Origin of the sequence: Nesterenkonia sp. AY15, assembly GCF_022565855.1 — a bacterium.
In the GTDB taxonomy this organism is placed as follows: domain Bacteria; phylum Actinomycetota; class Actinomycetes; order Actinomycetales; family Micrococcaceae; genus Nesterenkonia.
This window is the reverse complement of record NZ_JAJOYV010000007.1, coordinates 133,717-149,238: the sequence shown is the minus strand read 5'-3', so window position 1 is coordinate 149,238 and position 15,522 is coordinate 133,717. Positions and strand designations below refer to the sequence as shown.

Sequence of the window (15,522 nt, the reverse complement as noted above, 5' to 3'; positions counted from 1 at the left end):
CTTATCACCGGCGTCGTCGACAGCGGCGTCTGGGTAAGCTGACCCCGGTTGAATACGAGACCGTTTACAAAACGACCGTCGCTCTGGCGACGTAAACCCCGAGGTCAACTAAACCGTCAGCAGACCCTTGCCAGGAACCGGCTGCTCGGGTTACTCACTCAGATCCATCTGGCGTTGGAACGCGCAGTGGGAGCCCATCTGCACCAGGTCGGGGTCCTCGACGCGCTGGCCACCTGACCGTCCCCGCAACGATGGAAGACTGCGGGTCGAGGCAATGTGTGCAACCGGGTCAAGAAGCACAACCCCCGACTGGCCGAGCGAGTCGCCAAGGAGATCTTCTCCGCTCTGGAGGCCCAGACTGTGGTGGTCGCCGGCACCGGAGCAGCCGCGACGATCGTGCCGATCCTGGCCCAGCAGATTCAAGACCTCACTCGGCAGCGGGCCAGGGTCCTGGCCCAGGTGGAGGCCCAGCCTCTTTGCCAGGTCCTGACTTCGATGCCCTTCAGTCCGAGTCAGCACCGCCGCCAGGATCCTCACCGAAGTCGTGGGCAAAGACTTCAAGAGCGCAGGCCACTGGTCTCCTACGCGGGAATTGCGCCCACCACGCTTCGTTCCGGGACTTCCATCCGCGGGGAGTTCGCCAACCGCGGCGGGAACAAGCGTCTGAAATCGAGTCTCTACAACTCAGCGTTCGCGGCCCTGCACCATCTGCCCTCGAGGGCTTACTACGACCGGAAGATCGCCGAGGGAAAGCGGCACAGGCAGGCCATCATCGCGCTGGGCCGGTGCTGTTTGGACACCCTTTACGCGATGCTGCGCGACGGGACTCTTTACCGAGACCCAGCCTCACCGGCCGCATCAGAACACTCCCTAGCGGCTTGACAAAAACCATAGTGGCATCCCCTGGAATTGGCTCGACAAGAGCGGGAACTCTCTCCGCGTTTCTGGGTCCAGTCGCTCTCTTCGGGGGCCGTCAATCCCAGCCCCGTGTGGGTGTCCCTTGGCTTGACGGAAACGACGAAGGCAATATCACGCATGAAAATATCCTTCAGACCTGGGGGGAGCTTGTTTCATTATATATCCTCGCTATTGTCTGCGAGTTCAACAGCAGGAATACAAGAAGCACCGCGTAGGGGCTGAAGAAAAGACCTGTGATTGCTCTTAGCATGACAAGAATCAGACCTATATATAGGATTTGCACCGCGCGATTACTGTAGTAGTGAGATGCGTTTCTAGTGGTGATAATAATCATTATCACGAAGGGTATAAAAGCAAGGAGTCCCCCTTGCATAAGAATATCAAGTTCTCCGTTGTGCGCGTGAACGAAGTGCGGATTATATATCGTGAGACCGTTGTTTTCTGAGCGTTGCACGCCGTGACCGATAAGCGGTGACTCTCGGATCATGTCGAAGACGATCTCCCAAATTCTTGTCCGACCTGTCAGGTCTGCAGAACGGTCAAGAACATTGGTAATGAAACCGCTCACGCGCTCTTGGACCTGGAAGACGACAATTCCAATATTGAGGGCCGCGTACAGCACCAGCAGTAGAAAGGGCTTAGCGCCTCTGAGTCCTGCTCTGGTAAGTGCGACCAGGAGTACAGCGCCGATCGTCATCGCCATGGTTAGAACGGAGCTCGCGGACCATGTCAGGACGACAGACATAAACGACGCCACACCAATCAAGAGGGTGGCGATCGTCAGACGTTGGCGCGACAGGAGGTCGTACGCTGCGCTCACAACGAGAGCAGCGATTAAGGGTGTTCCAAAGTTATTACGATGCCCGAGAAGCCAGTACCCTTCGATGGGTGATGACCAGAGGCCTTCGGGCTGAGCCAAAACGGTGGCGCAGTTCACGACTGCCAGGGTTCCAAGTACGATCTTCAATGCAAGCAGAAGTTGAAGGGGCCGTTCTCTAAACGTCGCCTCGACCAATAGGGCCACGGCGAAGAAACCACCCCACACGACCAAGTACCGTTCTACACTCCCAGAATTCGCTAAAGTCGAGACCAGAAATGCGAACATAACCAGCGCGATCGACAGGATATGAGCGGGCATGTGCTTGCGCCCCAATAGCCGATGGACGTACCAGCAGAAGATTACCCCGGCGCTCAGGATTTTCCATCCGGTGATCAAGTTCTCGAGAGCGACTGAGAGGGGGCTGAGGTCCACGGAGAGGAAAAGAGGAAATGCGAGGAGGGCGAGCAGCAGGACGATTCTTCTTTGACTACTGTTCGAGCGGTTATTTAGCCGAGTACTCGCTCGGCGGATAGTGGATCGGGGGTGTGCTGTGTCAGTCAACGAGCCCTGCCCTTGCGACTTGATGTTTTCCGGCAGGTGAGACTCCCAAGTCGGAGACGCCTGTCCTCACTGCCGCTCGCCGGTCGTGAGAAATGGAAGGCGCATTCGTGTTGAGGTGGAACTCGTGGGTGCGCCGGATACAAGCCGCGGGCGCAGCGATCCTTGACACAGTGAGCTTCCGTGGCCCATTTCCGCTCGCGCGGGCTTTCATACGGCTCTTGATCTCTGTCGGCAGAATGAAATTGTTACCGTCGAGTCTGCCGCCGAATGCGTGGCGTGCGAAGATCAGTTCGCCGTCTGGGGCGATGATCTCGTGAAGTCGGAACCCAGGAACAGACTCTTCGCCGATGACGGTGCCATCGGGAAAGTTCAGCACAGTACGCCCTTCTCCCATATGCTCGCCACCCGCTCAGGCGTGAACCTTGCTACGGACGCCTGGGCGCCATTTGAGATCGTCTTGGCGAGAACCGGGTCTGTCCCGACATCTAGCATCGCCGCAGTCATTGCGTCCTCGTCACGGACAGGCACAAGTAACCCACTCACGCGGTCGTCGATCAGCAGGGATGCCCCTCCAACTGGGCAGTCCGTGCACACGACTGGCAGCCCGAGCGCCATCGCCTCGGACATGGCATTCGAGATCCCTTCGAAGTCAGACGAGAGAACGAACATTCCCGCAGTCCGGATACGGTCCGCGATGTCATCGACATAACCAGCGAATACGACAGAGTCTCGGATCCCCAGCTCATCCGCGAGTGCTCTCAACTCATTCTCGAGAGCACCCCTGCCGTAAATCTCCAGCGTCCACTCTGGGTTCGTCTCGATGAATCGGGCGAAAGAGCGCAGCAAGAGTGGGAAGTTCTTCTGAGCACCCAGCCTCCCTATTGAGACAACGCGCTTGTGCCGCTCACCCTTGTAGGCGTCTGCCTCGCGCGCCTCCACCATGTTCGGCACGACGACGCTCCTGCTCATGAGCTTCGGCGGACAGAAGGCCTGCGCATCTCGCGTCTGGTAAACGATGCGGAATGCTAACCGATATGACAGATCCTCCAAGAGGCGAGTGAGGCGGCTCCGCGTGGAGGTCCCGGGGAAGGCACGCTCTGAGACAATGACACGCTTCCTTAGGCCGAGCGAGGCGATCAAGGTGGTGATGTTAAGATCCCACATGTAACACACCACGTAGTCATAATCTCTCGACTTGATCGCACTCCTAAGCTGGCGCACACGCTCGAGAGACTTCCCGATTTTCCCTCTTGCACGATACCGAAACTGAGCGATCAGGACGCTCGGGTCGATCGGATAGGTGGATTCTTTCTCACGTACTAGCGCCATTGTGACGTCGTGGCCACGTGTCGCAAGCGTCTGAGCGACGAGCGACATCGCCCTTTCGGATCCCCCGTCGGTGAGACTCGCGTTCACGAAGAGAAGCTTCAAGCTCATACGGTTGCCAGCCTCCAATATATGAGGACGTCCAAGCCCTCCCATCAATACATGCCCATTCTCTCAGAGCGGCAGTCTCTTCCGTCCCAACGGACCAAAGACGTTCAGCCACGACTCCAGGATGAGTTCGGTCCGATGCCGTTTTCGTACACGTTGAGAGGCTGCGATGACTTCCGCTAGGTCGAGCTTTCCCGATAGCGCCTTAATGGATGCTTCCACTGCCTCATCCTCACCCCCGACGGGGACGACGTATCCGTTCACGCCGTCCTCGATAATCTCTCGGGCCGTACCGGGGGAGAAGTCCGTTGTGACCGTCGGGATACCCGCCGCCGCGGCTTCCATTAGGGCGTTCGGATAACCCTCGTAATTCGACGTGAACAGAAAGAGCGCCGCATCGCTATGTTGGCGCATGACGTTTGGTACTACGCCCTCTAGCGTCACATTGTCTTCCAAGTCCGCCATGCGGATCATCTCAGTTAGCTCATTCTCCAGGGGGCCGGAGCCGTAGATCTTCATTGTGAGCTCCGGGAATCTCTCCCTGATGCGCTTAAAGGCGCTGATGGCTAGCCTATGGTTTTTTTGCTCTGACAGGCGCCCCACTGCGATGACGGTCCGACTACGGCACTTCTTCGTTGTCTCGCCGACGCTGTCCTCGCTGAGCGGATTCGGTATGACAAAAATGCTGGCACGCTTGCATCTTTTCCTATAGTAATCTGCAACACTCTCGCTCTGGCAGACAAGGCCGTCGGACCACCGGTACAAGACGTTGCATGCAAGCTGGAGTCGGCGGTTTCGAGTATAGGGATCAGCCCGATCCGAGACGATGAGCTGGCTCTCTGAGCGAAACAGAAGTCTGAATATAAGGGCAATGATATCGGACTTAGTGGAGAACGAAGCCACCACATCTGGACTCTCCTCGCGGAGTAGCTGCCTGTAGAACTGGATCGCTGCAGGCAGGTTCCGCAGCCCTGGGTTCAAGTTTGCGGAGCGGAGCCGCACCCCAGGCGGGAGGTCGTAAGCGCTCTCCTCACCTTTAACCATTGCGATAACAACCTCAAACCCGCGGGAATCCAGGGCGTTCGCCAGCGTCGCGACGACCCGTTCCGCACCGCCAGCAGTCATTCCAGTCGTAAAAAAGACGACTTTTCGCGTCATGGCGCACCAACCAGAGGATTGGCTTTTTCGGGCAAATTTAGCCATCCTCCCCAGATTTCATCCCATTTTGACGGCCTGAAAGGCGCGAAACCGCTGAAGTGGAAGAACGTCAACTCACCGAAATAGACGTGCCCGTTAACCTCGTAGAGGTCAACCCGCACGTGTGGATGCCCCTTCGACAGCTTTTTCGCGATATCGAGCATTTTCTCGTAGCCATTGGGCTTCGCAGGCGGGACCTTAGAGTTTGGATACGATTGACGAATTTCTAGCGAGTTGAAATCCGCATCGAAGTAGTCAAATTTCATACTTTCCGAACCGCGGCCTGACGCAATAAATATTGCCTTTACCTCGCCGTCGAAGCAGAAGAACTTATAGTCAAGCAACTGGTCATGCTGGTCATCTTTGATAAACGGCTCTGCAATGATCCGCGGCGCAACGTGACGATAGTGCGGCTCGCGTCCGATGTAGTAGAAGTTCTGCTTGAGAGCTAAACGGAGCCTGCTCCGAATCTCCGTCACGTCGACACAGCTCTTATTCTTCACCAGGGCGACGCCCTCGGAATCGTGTGTGCACTTCAGGACGAAGGATTCGGGCAACGTATCAAAATCGATGTCCTCGGCCGATTCATACACAGCAAGGGTGGGGATCACGTGCTCCTCGCCGATCTCGTCGGCAACGATCTTCTTGACTGCATACTTGTCGACCAGGTTCGAGTGTTCCGGGAGCCTGTAGTTCACCTTCAGCCACTGCAGTTTCTCGTTGAACGTGGACGGGTTGCGTAGGTCGCAGACTTTGCCGAACTTCGCGAAATAGTACAGCTGGATGTATGCCCGTGCGGGAATAACGCGAAGCAACTGTTTCGCCGGTTTCAGAAGTTTGCTGCTGCTCATATTCTCTCTCGATCGTAGGTCATGGAGCCCGCCTTAGCCGGTTGAGCGTAGCAGTGGCGGTGCCCGCAATGAGTGAGCGTGTGCGCGGGAAGCAGAGGCATGCGAGGCCGTAGATGAGCGCGCAGGCGAGGACGCCCAGGGAGGACCAACCCCAGTGGCCGTCAGCGAGGCCAGCCAGCCACCAGGCAGCGACCGCCATCAGCGCGGACGCGAGCAGCGGCGCGTAGAGGTTCTTCATCACCTGCAAGAATCCGATATCGGCAACAATAAAAGTCAGTAACTGGCTAATCGCGATACCGACCAGGCGCACTGCGGCGCCCACGATCACCAAGGTGACGAACCCATCGTGGGCCGCGATATAGAGTGCCGGGATCATCACCACCATGTAGAGACACTGTGACAGAAAGGACACTCGAGGCCGGCCCAGGGATCGGAAAATCTCGCTGCAATAGTGGGAGAGAACAATGCTCAGGCTGCTGGTGAACGCCCAGGCCCCGAACATGAGTGCCGCTTCATTCCATTTCGGTCCGAAGAGCAGGTCGGTTAGGAAGTCTCGGTAGAAGAAGGCCCCCACCCCCATAGGGAAAATCACGAGCGCCACGGGTAACTGGACGCGGAAGAAGAACTGGCGGAACTTGCGGGGGTTCGCCTGAAGTCGGGACAGGGCTGCGAACAGGATGGGGGTAGTTGCGCTAGTGATCACCGCGAAGGCGGAGTTGACTACAAGGATTGGTTGTCGATATAGACCCAGTTCGTGGGGGGTCAGGACGCTCCCTACGATGAAGGTCCCTGCCCAGAGCGTTGCCCAGATGGAGATGGCTTCGAGCAGCGACCATCCGCTGAAGGAGAACATCTTCCTTAACAGCGAGAACGAAAAGAAGAGCCCGGGTTTCCACGGCGAGATCACAGTCATTGCGAGCGCGTTCAACAGATTGGCGGAGAGCACGCCAATGATGAGCGCCCAGAAGTCAAGGCCTCCATACGCGAGCGGTACGGACACCACCAAAGGGATGAGGGCTACGACGATCCGGATCGGGAGCAACTTTTTGTACTCGAAAGCGCGCCGGAATAGCGCCTGCTGCGTGCTAACGAAGACGGCCATCGGGAGAGATAGCGCGGTGACCGCAATCGGAATACCGAGACCTGGAGCGCCCACCATCGACGCGATTCCATCCCGGAACAGCACGATGAGAAGCAGCAAAATGACCGCGATCGACATGCTCGACCAGAACGCGACATTAGCCGACCGGTAGAGGTCCGTTTGGTCCTGGAATTCGTGCTGGACGAGATACTTCTGAAATCCTGCATCGGCGAGCATCTCAGCGAAACTCGCGACCATTATGACAAGCGCCAATACACCGAACGCCTCTGGAGCCAAAATTCTGGCCAGAACCAGCTGCGTGACCGGTGTAACAATCTTAGCGGCCACTTCGGTTATGATGGACCACTTAGCTGCGTTGCGCGTTTTGCCGCTGAGATCCCCGCGAACGAGGCCGAGTCCTGGACTGTCTGCACTCAGAAGCGCGTCAGGTGAGCGTGGCATCATCGAGTCGCATCTACGTGCGCTAGCTCAAGATACCGCCCGATCTCGACGTCAGCTGAATTTGGCTCAATCGGCATCATGCCCGAAACCGGATGGAACGTCATTTCGGAAAACAACACACGCCCGAAGTGTTCGAAGAGGTCAACTCGGACAAACGGAATATCCTCAGAGAGTCGGCGAGCAATTGCGAGCATCTCGTCCAGCGTCGATGGTTTTGGGGGGACTGCATCGAAATGAAGGTAATCGGGTCGGGCGAACCCAGTGGGCTCCCAGTCACACGTGAGAAAGATCATCTTCGCTGTCTCGTGATCGTGCAGACCTTGAGACACGTACAAGAACTTTGGCTCGCCGTTGAAGCAGTAGAATTTATAGTCGGTCATGCCAGCTTCGATCTGGTCCGCTAGTGTCTCGATCTTTGTGTCGGATTTGGTGCCCTCCGGCTCCCAGGCCGGCAGGTAGACCTCCGCAAGGATGCGTGGCTTGACATCACGGTACGGCCACTCTCGACCGCTGTAATAGTAATTGCGCGCTAGCGATTTCTCAATCTTCTCCCACGCCGCAGTCACGTCGAAGGTGTCACGATCGTTGCAGATGGCCAGTCCACCGGAGTCATGTGTGCACTTCAGGACGAATTGCTCCGGCAACGTGTCGAGGTCGATCTGGTCGAACGAGTCCCATACGCCCAAATTTGGAACGACGTAGGACTCGCCGATGCGATTCGAAATCCAGTTCTTCACCTCGTACTTGTCGACCATCGTGGTGTAGATCGACCGGCGGTCGTGAAGCTTGAGCCACTGGAGCTTTTCGCTGAACATCTGAGGTTTCCGTAGATTGCAAAACCGGTGGAACTTCATTAAGTAGCGCAACTGAATGTATAGGTGATCCGGTATTAGCCTGGAAAGGCGCTTAATAATTCGCGGATATTGGTTGCCATTCATCAGCTGAGTTGCGCCCTTTCCGGGTGTGGCGGATGAGCCTTTAGAAAGCGTCCAGATTGGCCCATAAATGCCGTTAGACAAGTTGTTTCCATTGTCTGAACCTTCTCCCCGCGGGATTTACAGGACGTACTGCGATGCCGGTCGCCTGAGGGCGCCCCTGAAACGGTCGCGCTCCCTAACCGTTGTGCTTGTATCAAATCCGCATGTCCGGGGGTTTATCGATATCCCGAATTATAGATGCCTTCGACAAGACTCGCCTAATCCTCAGTTCGCCCAGGGCTATTCGTTGAGTGGCTGGGGTCTTGTATCCGGGACGTGGGGAACTGGGGTAGCAGCGATGGTTCCGGGTGTGCATCCGTTCTTCTCCACTGAGGGGCTCTGATCGGCGCCCCTGCGAAGGTTTCGACGGTGGTCGGATGATCGTCTTGCCCCTCCGAGGATGACATGAAAGTACCGCGCTGGCGCTCAGTGCCGAGGTGTTGCGGCGTGCTCCGGGAAGTAGAAGTCACTGCCATCCCTATTGCGCTGAGTTGTTGACCGCAATTGGGAGGAACTGGTGTTCGAGACTTAGAAGCAATATGACGCGGCGGTCTACTGCAACCGGGTGGACGCGCTCGTCTTGACCGTCGGTGCTGGGCATCGGCCTGGTGCGATTCCCAACCGTGGTGCTCCAGTGACGGCGAATCTCCGAACGGTTTCGAATCTGAGAAGCGGTTGTCAGTGAGAGCTCGCAGGCAGGCGGGACTTCGGCCTCATCTGGAGCTGCGATTGCCGGTACCTCCTGGCAGGTCGGTTGCCCAAGGACGCAGCGTGATTTCTTAATTCTCGTCTTCGGCTCCGTCCTTTGTGGTTTGAGGTCGCTGCTCGAGTATTGGATCTACCGCGTGTGCTGGCAGAAGATTGTCCCCCGGTCAGCGGGGAGGCTTCGTCACGCTCTAGGTGTAGGGCTCCCGAACTTGCCCCGAGAACTGTGCGGTAGAGGACTGGCTCACTGGCCGGGTGCCCGCAATTAGCTCTGTGCGCAATCGCACGCCTCAGTGCACTGACAAGGGAGGTCCTGCGATTCATGGCCGGCGGGTCTAGCTCAGCTGGGCGAACGTCTTTCTGCGCCGATTTTTGCATGATCCTAGGGTCCCAGTGGTAATCGCCGGACCGGTGTATCATCATCCAAGCGTGGGGGAGTATCCCTAACACTGTGGTCGTCAGCACGCGGGGCATCGTCGCCTCGCCGGACACAGAGGCCTGGACTCAGGCGGAGAGACTCGCGAGGACATGGTTGTACCCTCCTTCGCGAAAGGCTCCTTCATGGAGATCTCCCCACTGATCTGGACCGTCACGCTAGCGCTGATCATCGGCTTGCTGCTCTTCGACTTCGTCTTCCACGTGCGCAAGGCGCACACCCCCACCATCAAAGAGGCCGCCCTCTGGTCTTCCTTCTACGTGGGCGTCGCGCTGCTCTTCGGACTGGGCTTCTTCGTCCTGGGCCACCCGGAGATGGCCACCGAGTACTACGCCGGCTACGTCACCGAGAAGGCGCTCTCAGTGGACAACCTCTTTGTCTTCCTTGTCATCATCGGCAGCTTCAACGTCCCCCGCGAGTATCAGCAGAAGGTGCTGCTCTTCGGCATCGTCTTCGCGCTGATCGCGCGCAGCGGGTTCATCTTCATCGGCGCCGGGCTGATCAACCTCTGGAGCGACGTCTTCTACCTCTTCGGCATCATCCTGCTGATGACCGCCGGGCAGCTGCTGAAGAAGGAGCTCGCCGGGGACACCGGGGGAGACGAGGCGGACAACTTCTTCATCCGCTTCGCACGCCGGCACCTGAACACCACCGAGGAATACCACGGGGACAAGATCACCACCCGGGTCAACGGCAAGCGGATGTTCACCCCCATGCTGCTGGTGATGCTCGCCATCGGCGGCACCGACCTGCTCTTCGCCGTGGACTCGATCCCGGCCATCTACGGGCTCACCCAGGAACCGTTCATCGTCTTCGCCGCCACCGCCTTCTCGCTGATGGGTCTGCGTCAGCTGTACTTCCTCATCGACGGGCTGCTGGACCGGCTCATCTACCTCTCCTACGGCCTGGCCCTGATCCTGGGCTTCATCGGCGTCAAGCTGATGATCCACGCCCTGCACGAGAACAACCTCTTCTTCATCAACAACGGCGAAGACGTCTCCGTGGTCGAGATCGAAACCGGACTCTCACTGCTGGTCATCGTGGGTGTCCTGATCATCACGGTGACCACCTCGCTGCTGGCACCGAAGGGCCGGGCGCTGCGCGCCATCCAGAACGCCGAGAAGTACTCCCAGCGCTACGTGGATCTCCGAGAAATGGCGCCCGCGGACCGAGAGTTCAACCTGATCCAGACAGCCCAGAAGTACGACTACTGGGCCACCAAGGTGGCGAAGGTGCCCGAGAAGTACCAGGAAGACCTGATCGAACATCGCGGCCAGTACCTCGCGCTCCTGGAGAAGGCCCGAGGTCTGCGCAGCGGCGTGCGCTGACTCCAGTTCGACCGAGCCAGAGTCAGGTGCGCTTCAGCAGCTCCGCGAAGACTCGGGCGCCGTCGTCACCCAGGCCGTCATGGTGGAACTCGGAGGTCTCCCAGACGCTGATCCCGCCGATGAGGTCCGCGGTCTCCCAGGAGAGCTCCCGCGCCACATACACGTCATCGGTGTAGAGCGCCGCGGCGGTGGGCACCCGGTTGCGGCCCAGCTGGGCCAAGTCGTAGAGCGGCTCCCAGTCCTCGACGGCGGCCAGCAGGTCCGCCGCCTCCACCAGGTCCTTGAGCGTCGGGTCCAGGAGCAGGTGTTCGCGCAGGATCATCTCACCCAGCAGCAGGGGAGAGGCGCCCTCCGCGTCGAACTCCGGGAACTCGGCACCCACCCGCTGGGCCGCCCAGCCGGTCGAGGCGCGTCCATCGGTCACCTTGGCGGGCTGGCCGTAGATGGATTCATGCATCACCGCGTACATCGGGTTCGCCGCGAAGGAGAGCTGCTGGCCCACCGCTGCGAGGAAGGAGTCTGAGAGCTCGGTCCGCTCCGGCCCGGTGAACGCTTCTTCGAGCAGGTAGTGCAGCGAGTCCGCCCGGGCGTTGCCGCCCAGCAGCATCCCAACCAGCTGGAACCGGGCAGGGCTCAGCGCGGACCCGTCGAGCAGCTGCACCTTGTGGGTACGAAGGTGGGCGAAGACCGCGTCCAGGATCTCGCGGTCCTCTGGGAACCGGTCGAAGTGCTCATAGTTCCGCGCCCGCATCTTGGCGTAGGTGGCCCGGTAGACCCGGTCCGCGTGACCCGTGAGCGGCGCCAGGCCGCCGGTGATCAGCGCCCGGTCCAGCGAAGCGTGAGCGAAGGAGAGATAGGTCAGCGTGGCGAACCCGCCGAAGCTCTGCCCCAACACGCTCCAGGACGCCAGCCCCAGCGCCCGCCGGAACGCCTCGGCGTCTTTGACGATCGAATCGGCGCGGAAGTGGCGCATGTGGGCAGCCTGGGCGGCGGCGTCGCCCCGGGCGGCGAGGGAGTGCCGGGTGAGCGGGGCGGAGAGTCCGGTGCCGCGCTGATCCAGCATCAGGATCCGGAACGTGGCGCCGGCCTCGGACATCCAGCCGCCGAGCTTCGCCGGTCGACTTCCCTTCCCGCCGGGGCCGCCCTGCAGGAACAGCAGCCAGGGGAGTGACTCCACATGTTCCCGGCCCTGCGCGGCGGCCTCCGCGGCGACGAACTCCCGCGCGTAGATCCGGATCCGCTCAGCCCCGGGCGCCCGGTGCTCCAGCGGCGCATGGTGGTCTAACGGCACATCGAGCCAGTGATCGGTGATCTGGGTGCCGTCGATCAGCGTGGACGTCGCCCCCGCGGTACTGGCCTCAGGTGTTCCGGAACCGGCGGCGCTGATCCCCGCACTGGTCATCCCAGTTCGCCGACCCGGTCCATGATCACCACGGGGCCGCCGGTCTCATCCGAGGCGGTGAGATCGATCCAGGCGTAGATGCCCCAGTCGTGGTGGGAGTCCGGGTCATCCAGGACCTGCACGGCCCGCCAGTAGCGGCGCTCCGGGTCCGGGGTGTCCTTCGGAGAGACGTCGATCCGCACCAGGCTCGGCCCGCGGGACTGCGCATCGGTATAGAGGTCCTCGTAGATGTTGAAGTAGGCGTCCAGCGCCTGACCCCAACGGTCCTTGTCCCAGCCGTGCTCGGCGTCGAGCTCGGCGAGCTTCGCCTCCTTCTCCTGGGCGAAGAGCTCCGCGCGCAGGAACAGGGCGTTGCGCACCATGACCTTGAAGGCCCGCGCATTGGAGGTGACCCGGTCCGGGTGATCCAGCGCGGAGATGTCAGCCTCCATCGCGGCGAGCTCGGCCAGCTTCTCCGGGTCATCGCCGGCCTGCAGCCGCTCCCATTCCTCCAGCAGCGAGCTGTCGGTCTGTCGGACCACTTCGCCCAGCCAGGCGAGCAGGTCTTCGAGCTCCTCGGTGAGCCGGTTCTCCGGGACCGTCTGCTTCAGCGCCTTATAGGCGTCGCTGAGGTAGCGCAGCAGCACTCCCTCGGAGCGCGCGATCTGGTAGTGGTTGACCATGGTGGTGAAGTCGAAGGCCCGCTCGAGCATGTCGCGGACCACCGATTTCGGCTGCAGCGCATAGTCGGAGACCCAGGGTGCGCCGGTGCGGTAGATCTCGAACTGCTGGGTCAGCAGCTCGGCGAGCGGCTGCGGGTGGGTGAGCTCGTCGAGGATCCGCATCCGGTCCACATACTCCACGCCTTCGGCCTTGAGCTCGCCGATCTTCTCCGACTTCAGCTGCTTCACCTGGGCGCCGGTGATCTGGTGCGGGGTCTCCAGGATCGACTCGATCACGCTGATCACATCGTGGGCATAGGACTCGGACTCGGTGTCCAGCAGCTCCACCGCGGCCACCGCGAAGGGCGCCAGCGGCTGGTTCAGCGCGAAGTTGTCCTGCAGGTCCAGGGTCAGGTCCACGGTGCGGCCGTCCTCATCGGGACGTTCCAAGCGCTCCAGCACCCCGGCGGTGAGCAGCTCGCGCAGGATCTGCAGCCCCTGCCGCTGCAGCTGGGCCTTCCGGGCCGGGGTCTCATCGGCGGCGAGGATCATCCGGCGCATCGCCCGGATCGGGTCCTCGGGCCGCTCCAGCAGGTGCAGCACCATCGAGTAGCTGACCTTCATCCGGGAGACCATCGGCTCCGGGGTGGCGGTGATGATCCGTTCGAAGGTCTTGTCGCTCCAGGAGACGAACCCGTCGCGGGGCTTCTTCTTCCCGGCCGAGCGGATCGCCTGGGAGACCTTCTTCTCATCGTCGCCGTGCTTGGCGCGGGCCTTCTCGATCGAGGCGTTGTTCTCGATCACGTGCTCCGGCGCCTGGACCACCACGGTGCCGTGGGTGTCGAACCCGGCCCGGCCGGCGCGCCCGGCGATCTGATGGAACTCGCGTGCGTTGAGCTGCCGGGTGCGGGTGCCGTCGTATTTGCTCAGCGCGGTCAGCAGCACCGTGCGGATCGGCACGTTGATCCCGACCCCGAGGGTGTCGGTGCCGCAGATGACCTTCAGCAGGCCCTGCTGGGCGAGCTGCTCGACCAGCCGGCGGTATTTGGGCAGCATGCCGGCGTGGTGGACCCCGATCCCGGCGCGGAGCAGCCGGTTCAGCGTCTTGCCGAAGCCCTTGGCGAAGCGGAAGGTCTCCAGCTTCACCCGGATCGCCTCACGCTCGCCCTTGGAGACCACGTTGAGCGAGGCCAGGCCGACGGCGCGCTCGGCCGCCTCGCGCTGGGAGAAGTGCACCACGTAGACCGGGGCCTGGTGGGTGGTGACCAGCTCCTCGAGCTTGGTCTGCAGCGCGGTGGTGGAGTACTCGTAGCTCAGCGGCACCGGGCGTTCGGCGCTGGAGACCGTGACGACGTCGCGCCCGGTCCCTGCACTGAGCCGGGCCTCGAACCGGGAGGTGTCGCCCAGGGTGGCGGACATCAGCAGGAACTGCGCCCGGCTGCCGGCGGCGCCGTGTCCCGGGGTGCCGGGCTCGGCGCGGCCGGTGAGCTCCAGCAGCGGGACCTGCCAGGCCCAGCCGCGCTGGGGATCGGCGTAGAAGTGGAACTCGTCCATGATGACCGGGCCGACGTTGGCGTCGCGGCCGTCGCGCAGCGCCTCATTGGCGAGGATCTCCGCGGTGCAGCACACGATCGGGGCGCCGGCGTTGACCGAGGAGTCACCGGTGACCATCCCGACGTTCTCGGCGCCGAAGATCTCCACCAGGGAGAAGAACTTCTCCGAGACCAGCGCCTTGATCGGGGCGGTGTAGACGCTGCGCTCGCCGCGGGAGAGCGCGAAGAAGTGCGCCGCGGTCGCGACCAGGGACTTGCCCGAGCCGGTGGGGGTGGCCATGATGACGTGCTGGCCGTCGGCCAGCTCGAGGATGGCGTCCTGCTGGGCGGGGTAGAGGGTGAGCCCCTGGGTCTGGGTCCAGGCTTCGAAGGCCGCGTAGAGCTCCTCCGGTCCGGCGGGGCCTTCACTATCGGCGGAGGTTTCCAGCTTGTGCAGCCGCTTGGCGGCGGTCACGGCGCTCACCAGCCGCGTTCCCGCCATGCGGGGAGCTGGGCGCGTTCGGCGCCCAACGTCGTGGGGTCGCCGTGGCCGGGGTGGATGATCGTGTCGTCCTCGTAGTCGGCGAAGAGCCGGGCCTCGACGTCGTCGAGCAGCGTGGCGAAGTCTTCGGCCGACCAGGTCTTCCCGACGCCGCCGGGGAAGAGCGAGTCCCCGGTGAAGATGTGGGTGGGGCCGTCTTCGACCCGGTAGACGAAGGCCATAGACCCGGGGGTGTGGCCGCGCAGGTGGATCACTTTCAGGTCGACGCCGTCATAGGAGAGCACCTCGCCGTGGCTGAGCCGCCGGTCGATGGTGACGTTCTTCTCGGCCTCGATGGCGGGCGCGTCCTCGGCGCCGGCCGCGGACTCCGGGCCGGAGGTTGCTGCAGCTCCGGCCCCCGGGGCATTGAGCAGCTCTTCGAGGGCGCGGATGTGATCCCAGTGCGAGTGCGTGGTGAGCACCGCGGTCAGCTCCAGCGGGCAGGGCGTGTCCTGGGCGGCTTCAGCGAGCAGACCCCGGATGGCCCCGGCGTCGTCGGCGGCATCGATGAGCACCTGGACCCCGGACTTCTTCGCGGTGAGCAGATACACGTTGTTGTTCATCTCGGAGACCGAGATGCGGCGAAGCGTGATCGCAGGGAGATCGTAGAGCAGAGAACTGTCAGAGGCCATAGGG

Annotated in this window: 11 protein-coding genes; 2 read left to right on the top strand and 9 right to left on the bottom strand. The window is 61.3% G+C overall.

The window, feature by feature from the left end; translation table 11 throughout:
• Positions 1-276 precede the first annotated feature (276 nt).
• Positions 277-882, top strand: a complete 606-nt coding sequence (locus LSI54_RS13215) for a transposase (protein WP_241478395.1) — start codon at positions 277-279, stop codon at positions 880-882.
• 166 nt (positions 883-1,048) lie between these two features.
• Here LSI54_RS13215 and LSI54_RS11130 read toward each other — a convergent pair whose 3' ends face one another.
• The 6 genes from LSI54_RS11130 to LSI54_RS11105 form a co-directional block, all read right to left on the bottom strand.
• Positions 1,049-2,056 carry an O-antigen ligase family protein gene (locus tag LSI54_RS11130; RefSeq protein WP_241478394.1) on the bottom strand — a complete coding sequence of 336 codons (1,008 nt, stop codon included), beginning with the start codon at positions 2,054-2,056 and terminating at the stop codon, positions 1,049-1,051.
• Positions 2,057-2,668: 612 nt separating this feature from the next.
• Positions 2,669-3,736 (bottom strand): glycosyltransferase, encoded by a 1,068-nt coding sequence (locus tag LSI54_RS11125; RefSeq protein ID WP_241478393.1) that lies wholly within the window; start codon positions 3,734-3,736, stop codon positions 2,669-2,671.
• Positions 3,737-3,799: 63 nt separating this feature from the next.
• Positions 3,800-4,891: a glycosyltransferase gene (locus tag LSI54_RS11120; protein WP_241478392.1), complete on the bottom strand. Its 1,092-nt coding sequence runs from the start codon at positions 4,889-4,891 to the stop codon at positions 3,800-3,802.
• A complete protein-coding gene (locus tag LSI54_RS11115) occupies positions 4,888-5,781 on the bottom strand; it encodes an ATP-grasp fold amidoligase family protein (RefSeq protein WP_241478391.1) in 894 nt (297 codons plus the stop codon). Before LSI54_RS11115 ends, LSI54_RS11120 begins: the two co-directional genes overlap by 4 nt.
• A 19-nt stretch (positions 5,782-5,800) precedes the next feature.
• Entirely contained in the window at positions 5,801-7,324 is a 1,524-nt protein-coding gene (locus LSI54_RS11110; protein WP_274617624.1) for a lipopolysaccharide biosynthesis protein, read from the bottom strand.
• Entirely contained in the window at positions 7,324-8,139 is an 816-nt protein-coding gene (locus tag LSI54_RS11105) for an ATP-grasp fold amidoligase family protein (RefSeq protein WP_241478389.1), read from the bottom strand. Before LSI54_RS11105 ends, LSI54_RS11110 begins: the two co-directional genes overlap by 1 nt.
• A 1,428-nt stretch (positions 8,140-9,567) precedes the next feature.
• Here LSI54_RS11105 and LSI54_RS11100 point away from each other — a divergent pair.
• Positions 9,568-10,770 carry a TerC family protein gene (locus LSI54_RS11100; protein WP_241478388.1) on the top strand — a complete coding sequence of 401 codons (1,203 nt, stop codon included), beginning with the start codon at positions 9,568-9,570 and terminating at the stop codon, positions 10,768-10,770.
• A 22-nt stretch (positions 10,771-10,792) separates the two neighbouring features.
• On the opposite strand, the gene LSI54_RS11095 is transcribed toward LSI54_RS11100, so the two are convergent.
• Genes LSI54_RS11095 through LSI54_RS11085 form a run of 3 tightly spaced genes read right to left on the bottom strand, consistent with a single transcriptional unit; the run spans position 10,793 to position 15,518 of the window.
• The gene (locus tag LSI54_RS11095) at positions 10,793-12,172 is read right to left on the bottom strand and encodes an alpha/beta fold hydrolase (protein ID WP_241478387.1); all 1,380 of its coding nucleotides are present in this window, start codon (positions 12,170-12,172) and stop codon (positions 10,793-10,795) included.
• Positions 12,169-14,847, bottom strand: a complete 2,679-nt coding sequence (locus LSI54_RS11090; protein WP_446740430.1) for a DEAD/DEAH box helicase — start codon at positions 14,845-14,847, stop codon at positions 12,169-12,171. The genes LSI54_RS11095 and LSI54_RS11090 overlap by 4 nt, the downstream gene beginning before the upstream one ends.
• Complete coding sequence (locus LSI54_RS11085; protein ID WP_241478386.1) at positions 14,826-15,518, bottom strand: MBL fold metallo-hydrolase; 693 nt, start codon at positions 15,516-15,518, stop codon at positions 14,826-14,828. Before LSI54_RS11085 ends, LSI54_RS11090 begins: the two co-directional genes overlap by 22 nt.
• Between the last annotated feature and the right edge of the window lie 4 nt (positions 15,519-15,522).

Bases quoted from the DNA above. Each gene is read 5' to 3' on its own strand.
- LSI54_RS11090 (WP_446740430.1), bottom strand. From the start codon at position 14,847: ATGGCGGGAACGCGGCTGGTGAGCGCCGTGACCGCCGCCAAGCGGCTG.
- LSI54_RS11115 (WP_241478391.1), bottom strand. From the start codon at position 5,781: ATGAGCAGCAGCAAACTTCTGAAACCGGCGAAACAGTTGCTTCGCGTT.
- LSI54_RS11085 (WP_241478386.1), bottom strand. From the start codon at position 15,518: ATGGCCTCTGACAGTTCTCTGCTCTACGATCTCCCTGCGATCACGCTT.
- LSI54_RS11125 (WP_241478393.1), bottom strand. From the start codon at position 3,736: ATGAGCTTGAAGCTTCTCTTCGTGAACGCGAGTCTCACCGACGGGGGA.
- LSI54_RS11105 (WP_241478389.1), bottom strand. From the start codon at position 8,139: ATGTTCAGCGAAAAGCTCCAGTGGCTCAAGCTTCACGACCGCCGGTCG.
- LSI54_RS11120 (WP_241478392.1), bottom strand. From the start codon at position 4,891: ATGACGCGAAAAGTCGTCTTTTTTACGACTGGAATGACTGCTGGCGGT.
- LSI54_RS11130 (WP_241478394.1), bottom strand. From the start codon at position 2,056: ATGCCCGCTCATATCCTGTCGATCGCGCTGGTTATGTTCGCATTTCTG.
- LSI54_RS11110 (WP_274617624.1), bottom strand. From the start codon at position 7,324: ATGCCACGCTCACCTGACGCGCTTCTGAGTGCAGACAGTCCAGGACTC.
- LSI54_RS11095 (WP_241478387.1), bottom strand. From the start codon at position 12,172: ATGACCAGTGCGGGGATCAGCGCCGCCGGTTCCGGAACACCTGAGGCC.
- LSI54_RS11100 (WP_241478388.1), top strand. From the start codon at position 9,568: ATGGAGATCTCCCCACTGATCTGGACCGTCACGCTAGCGCTGATCATC.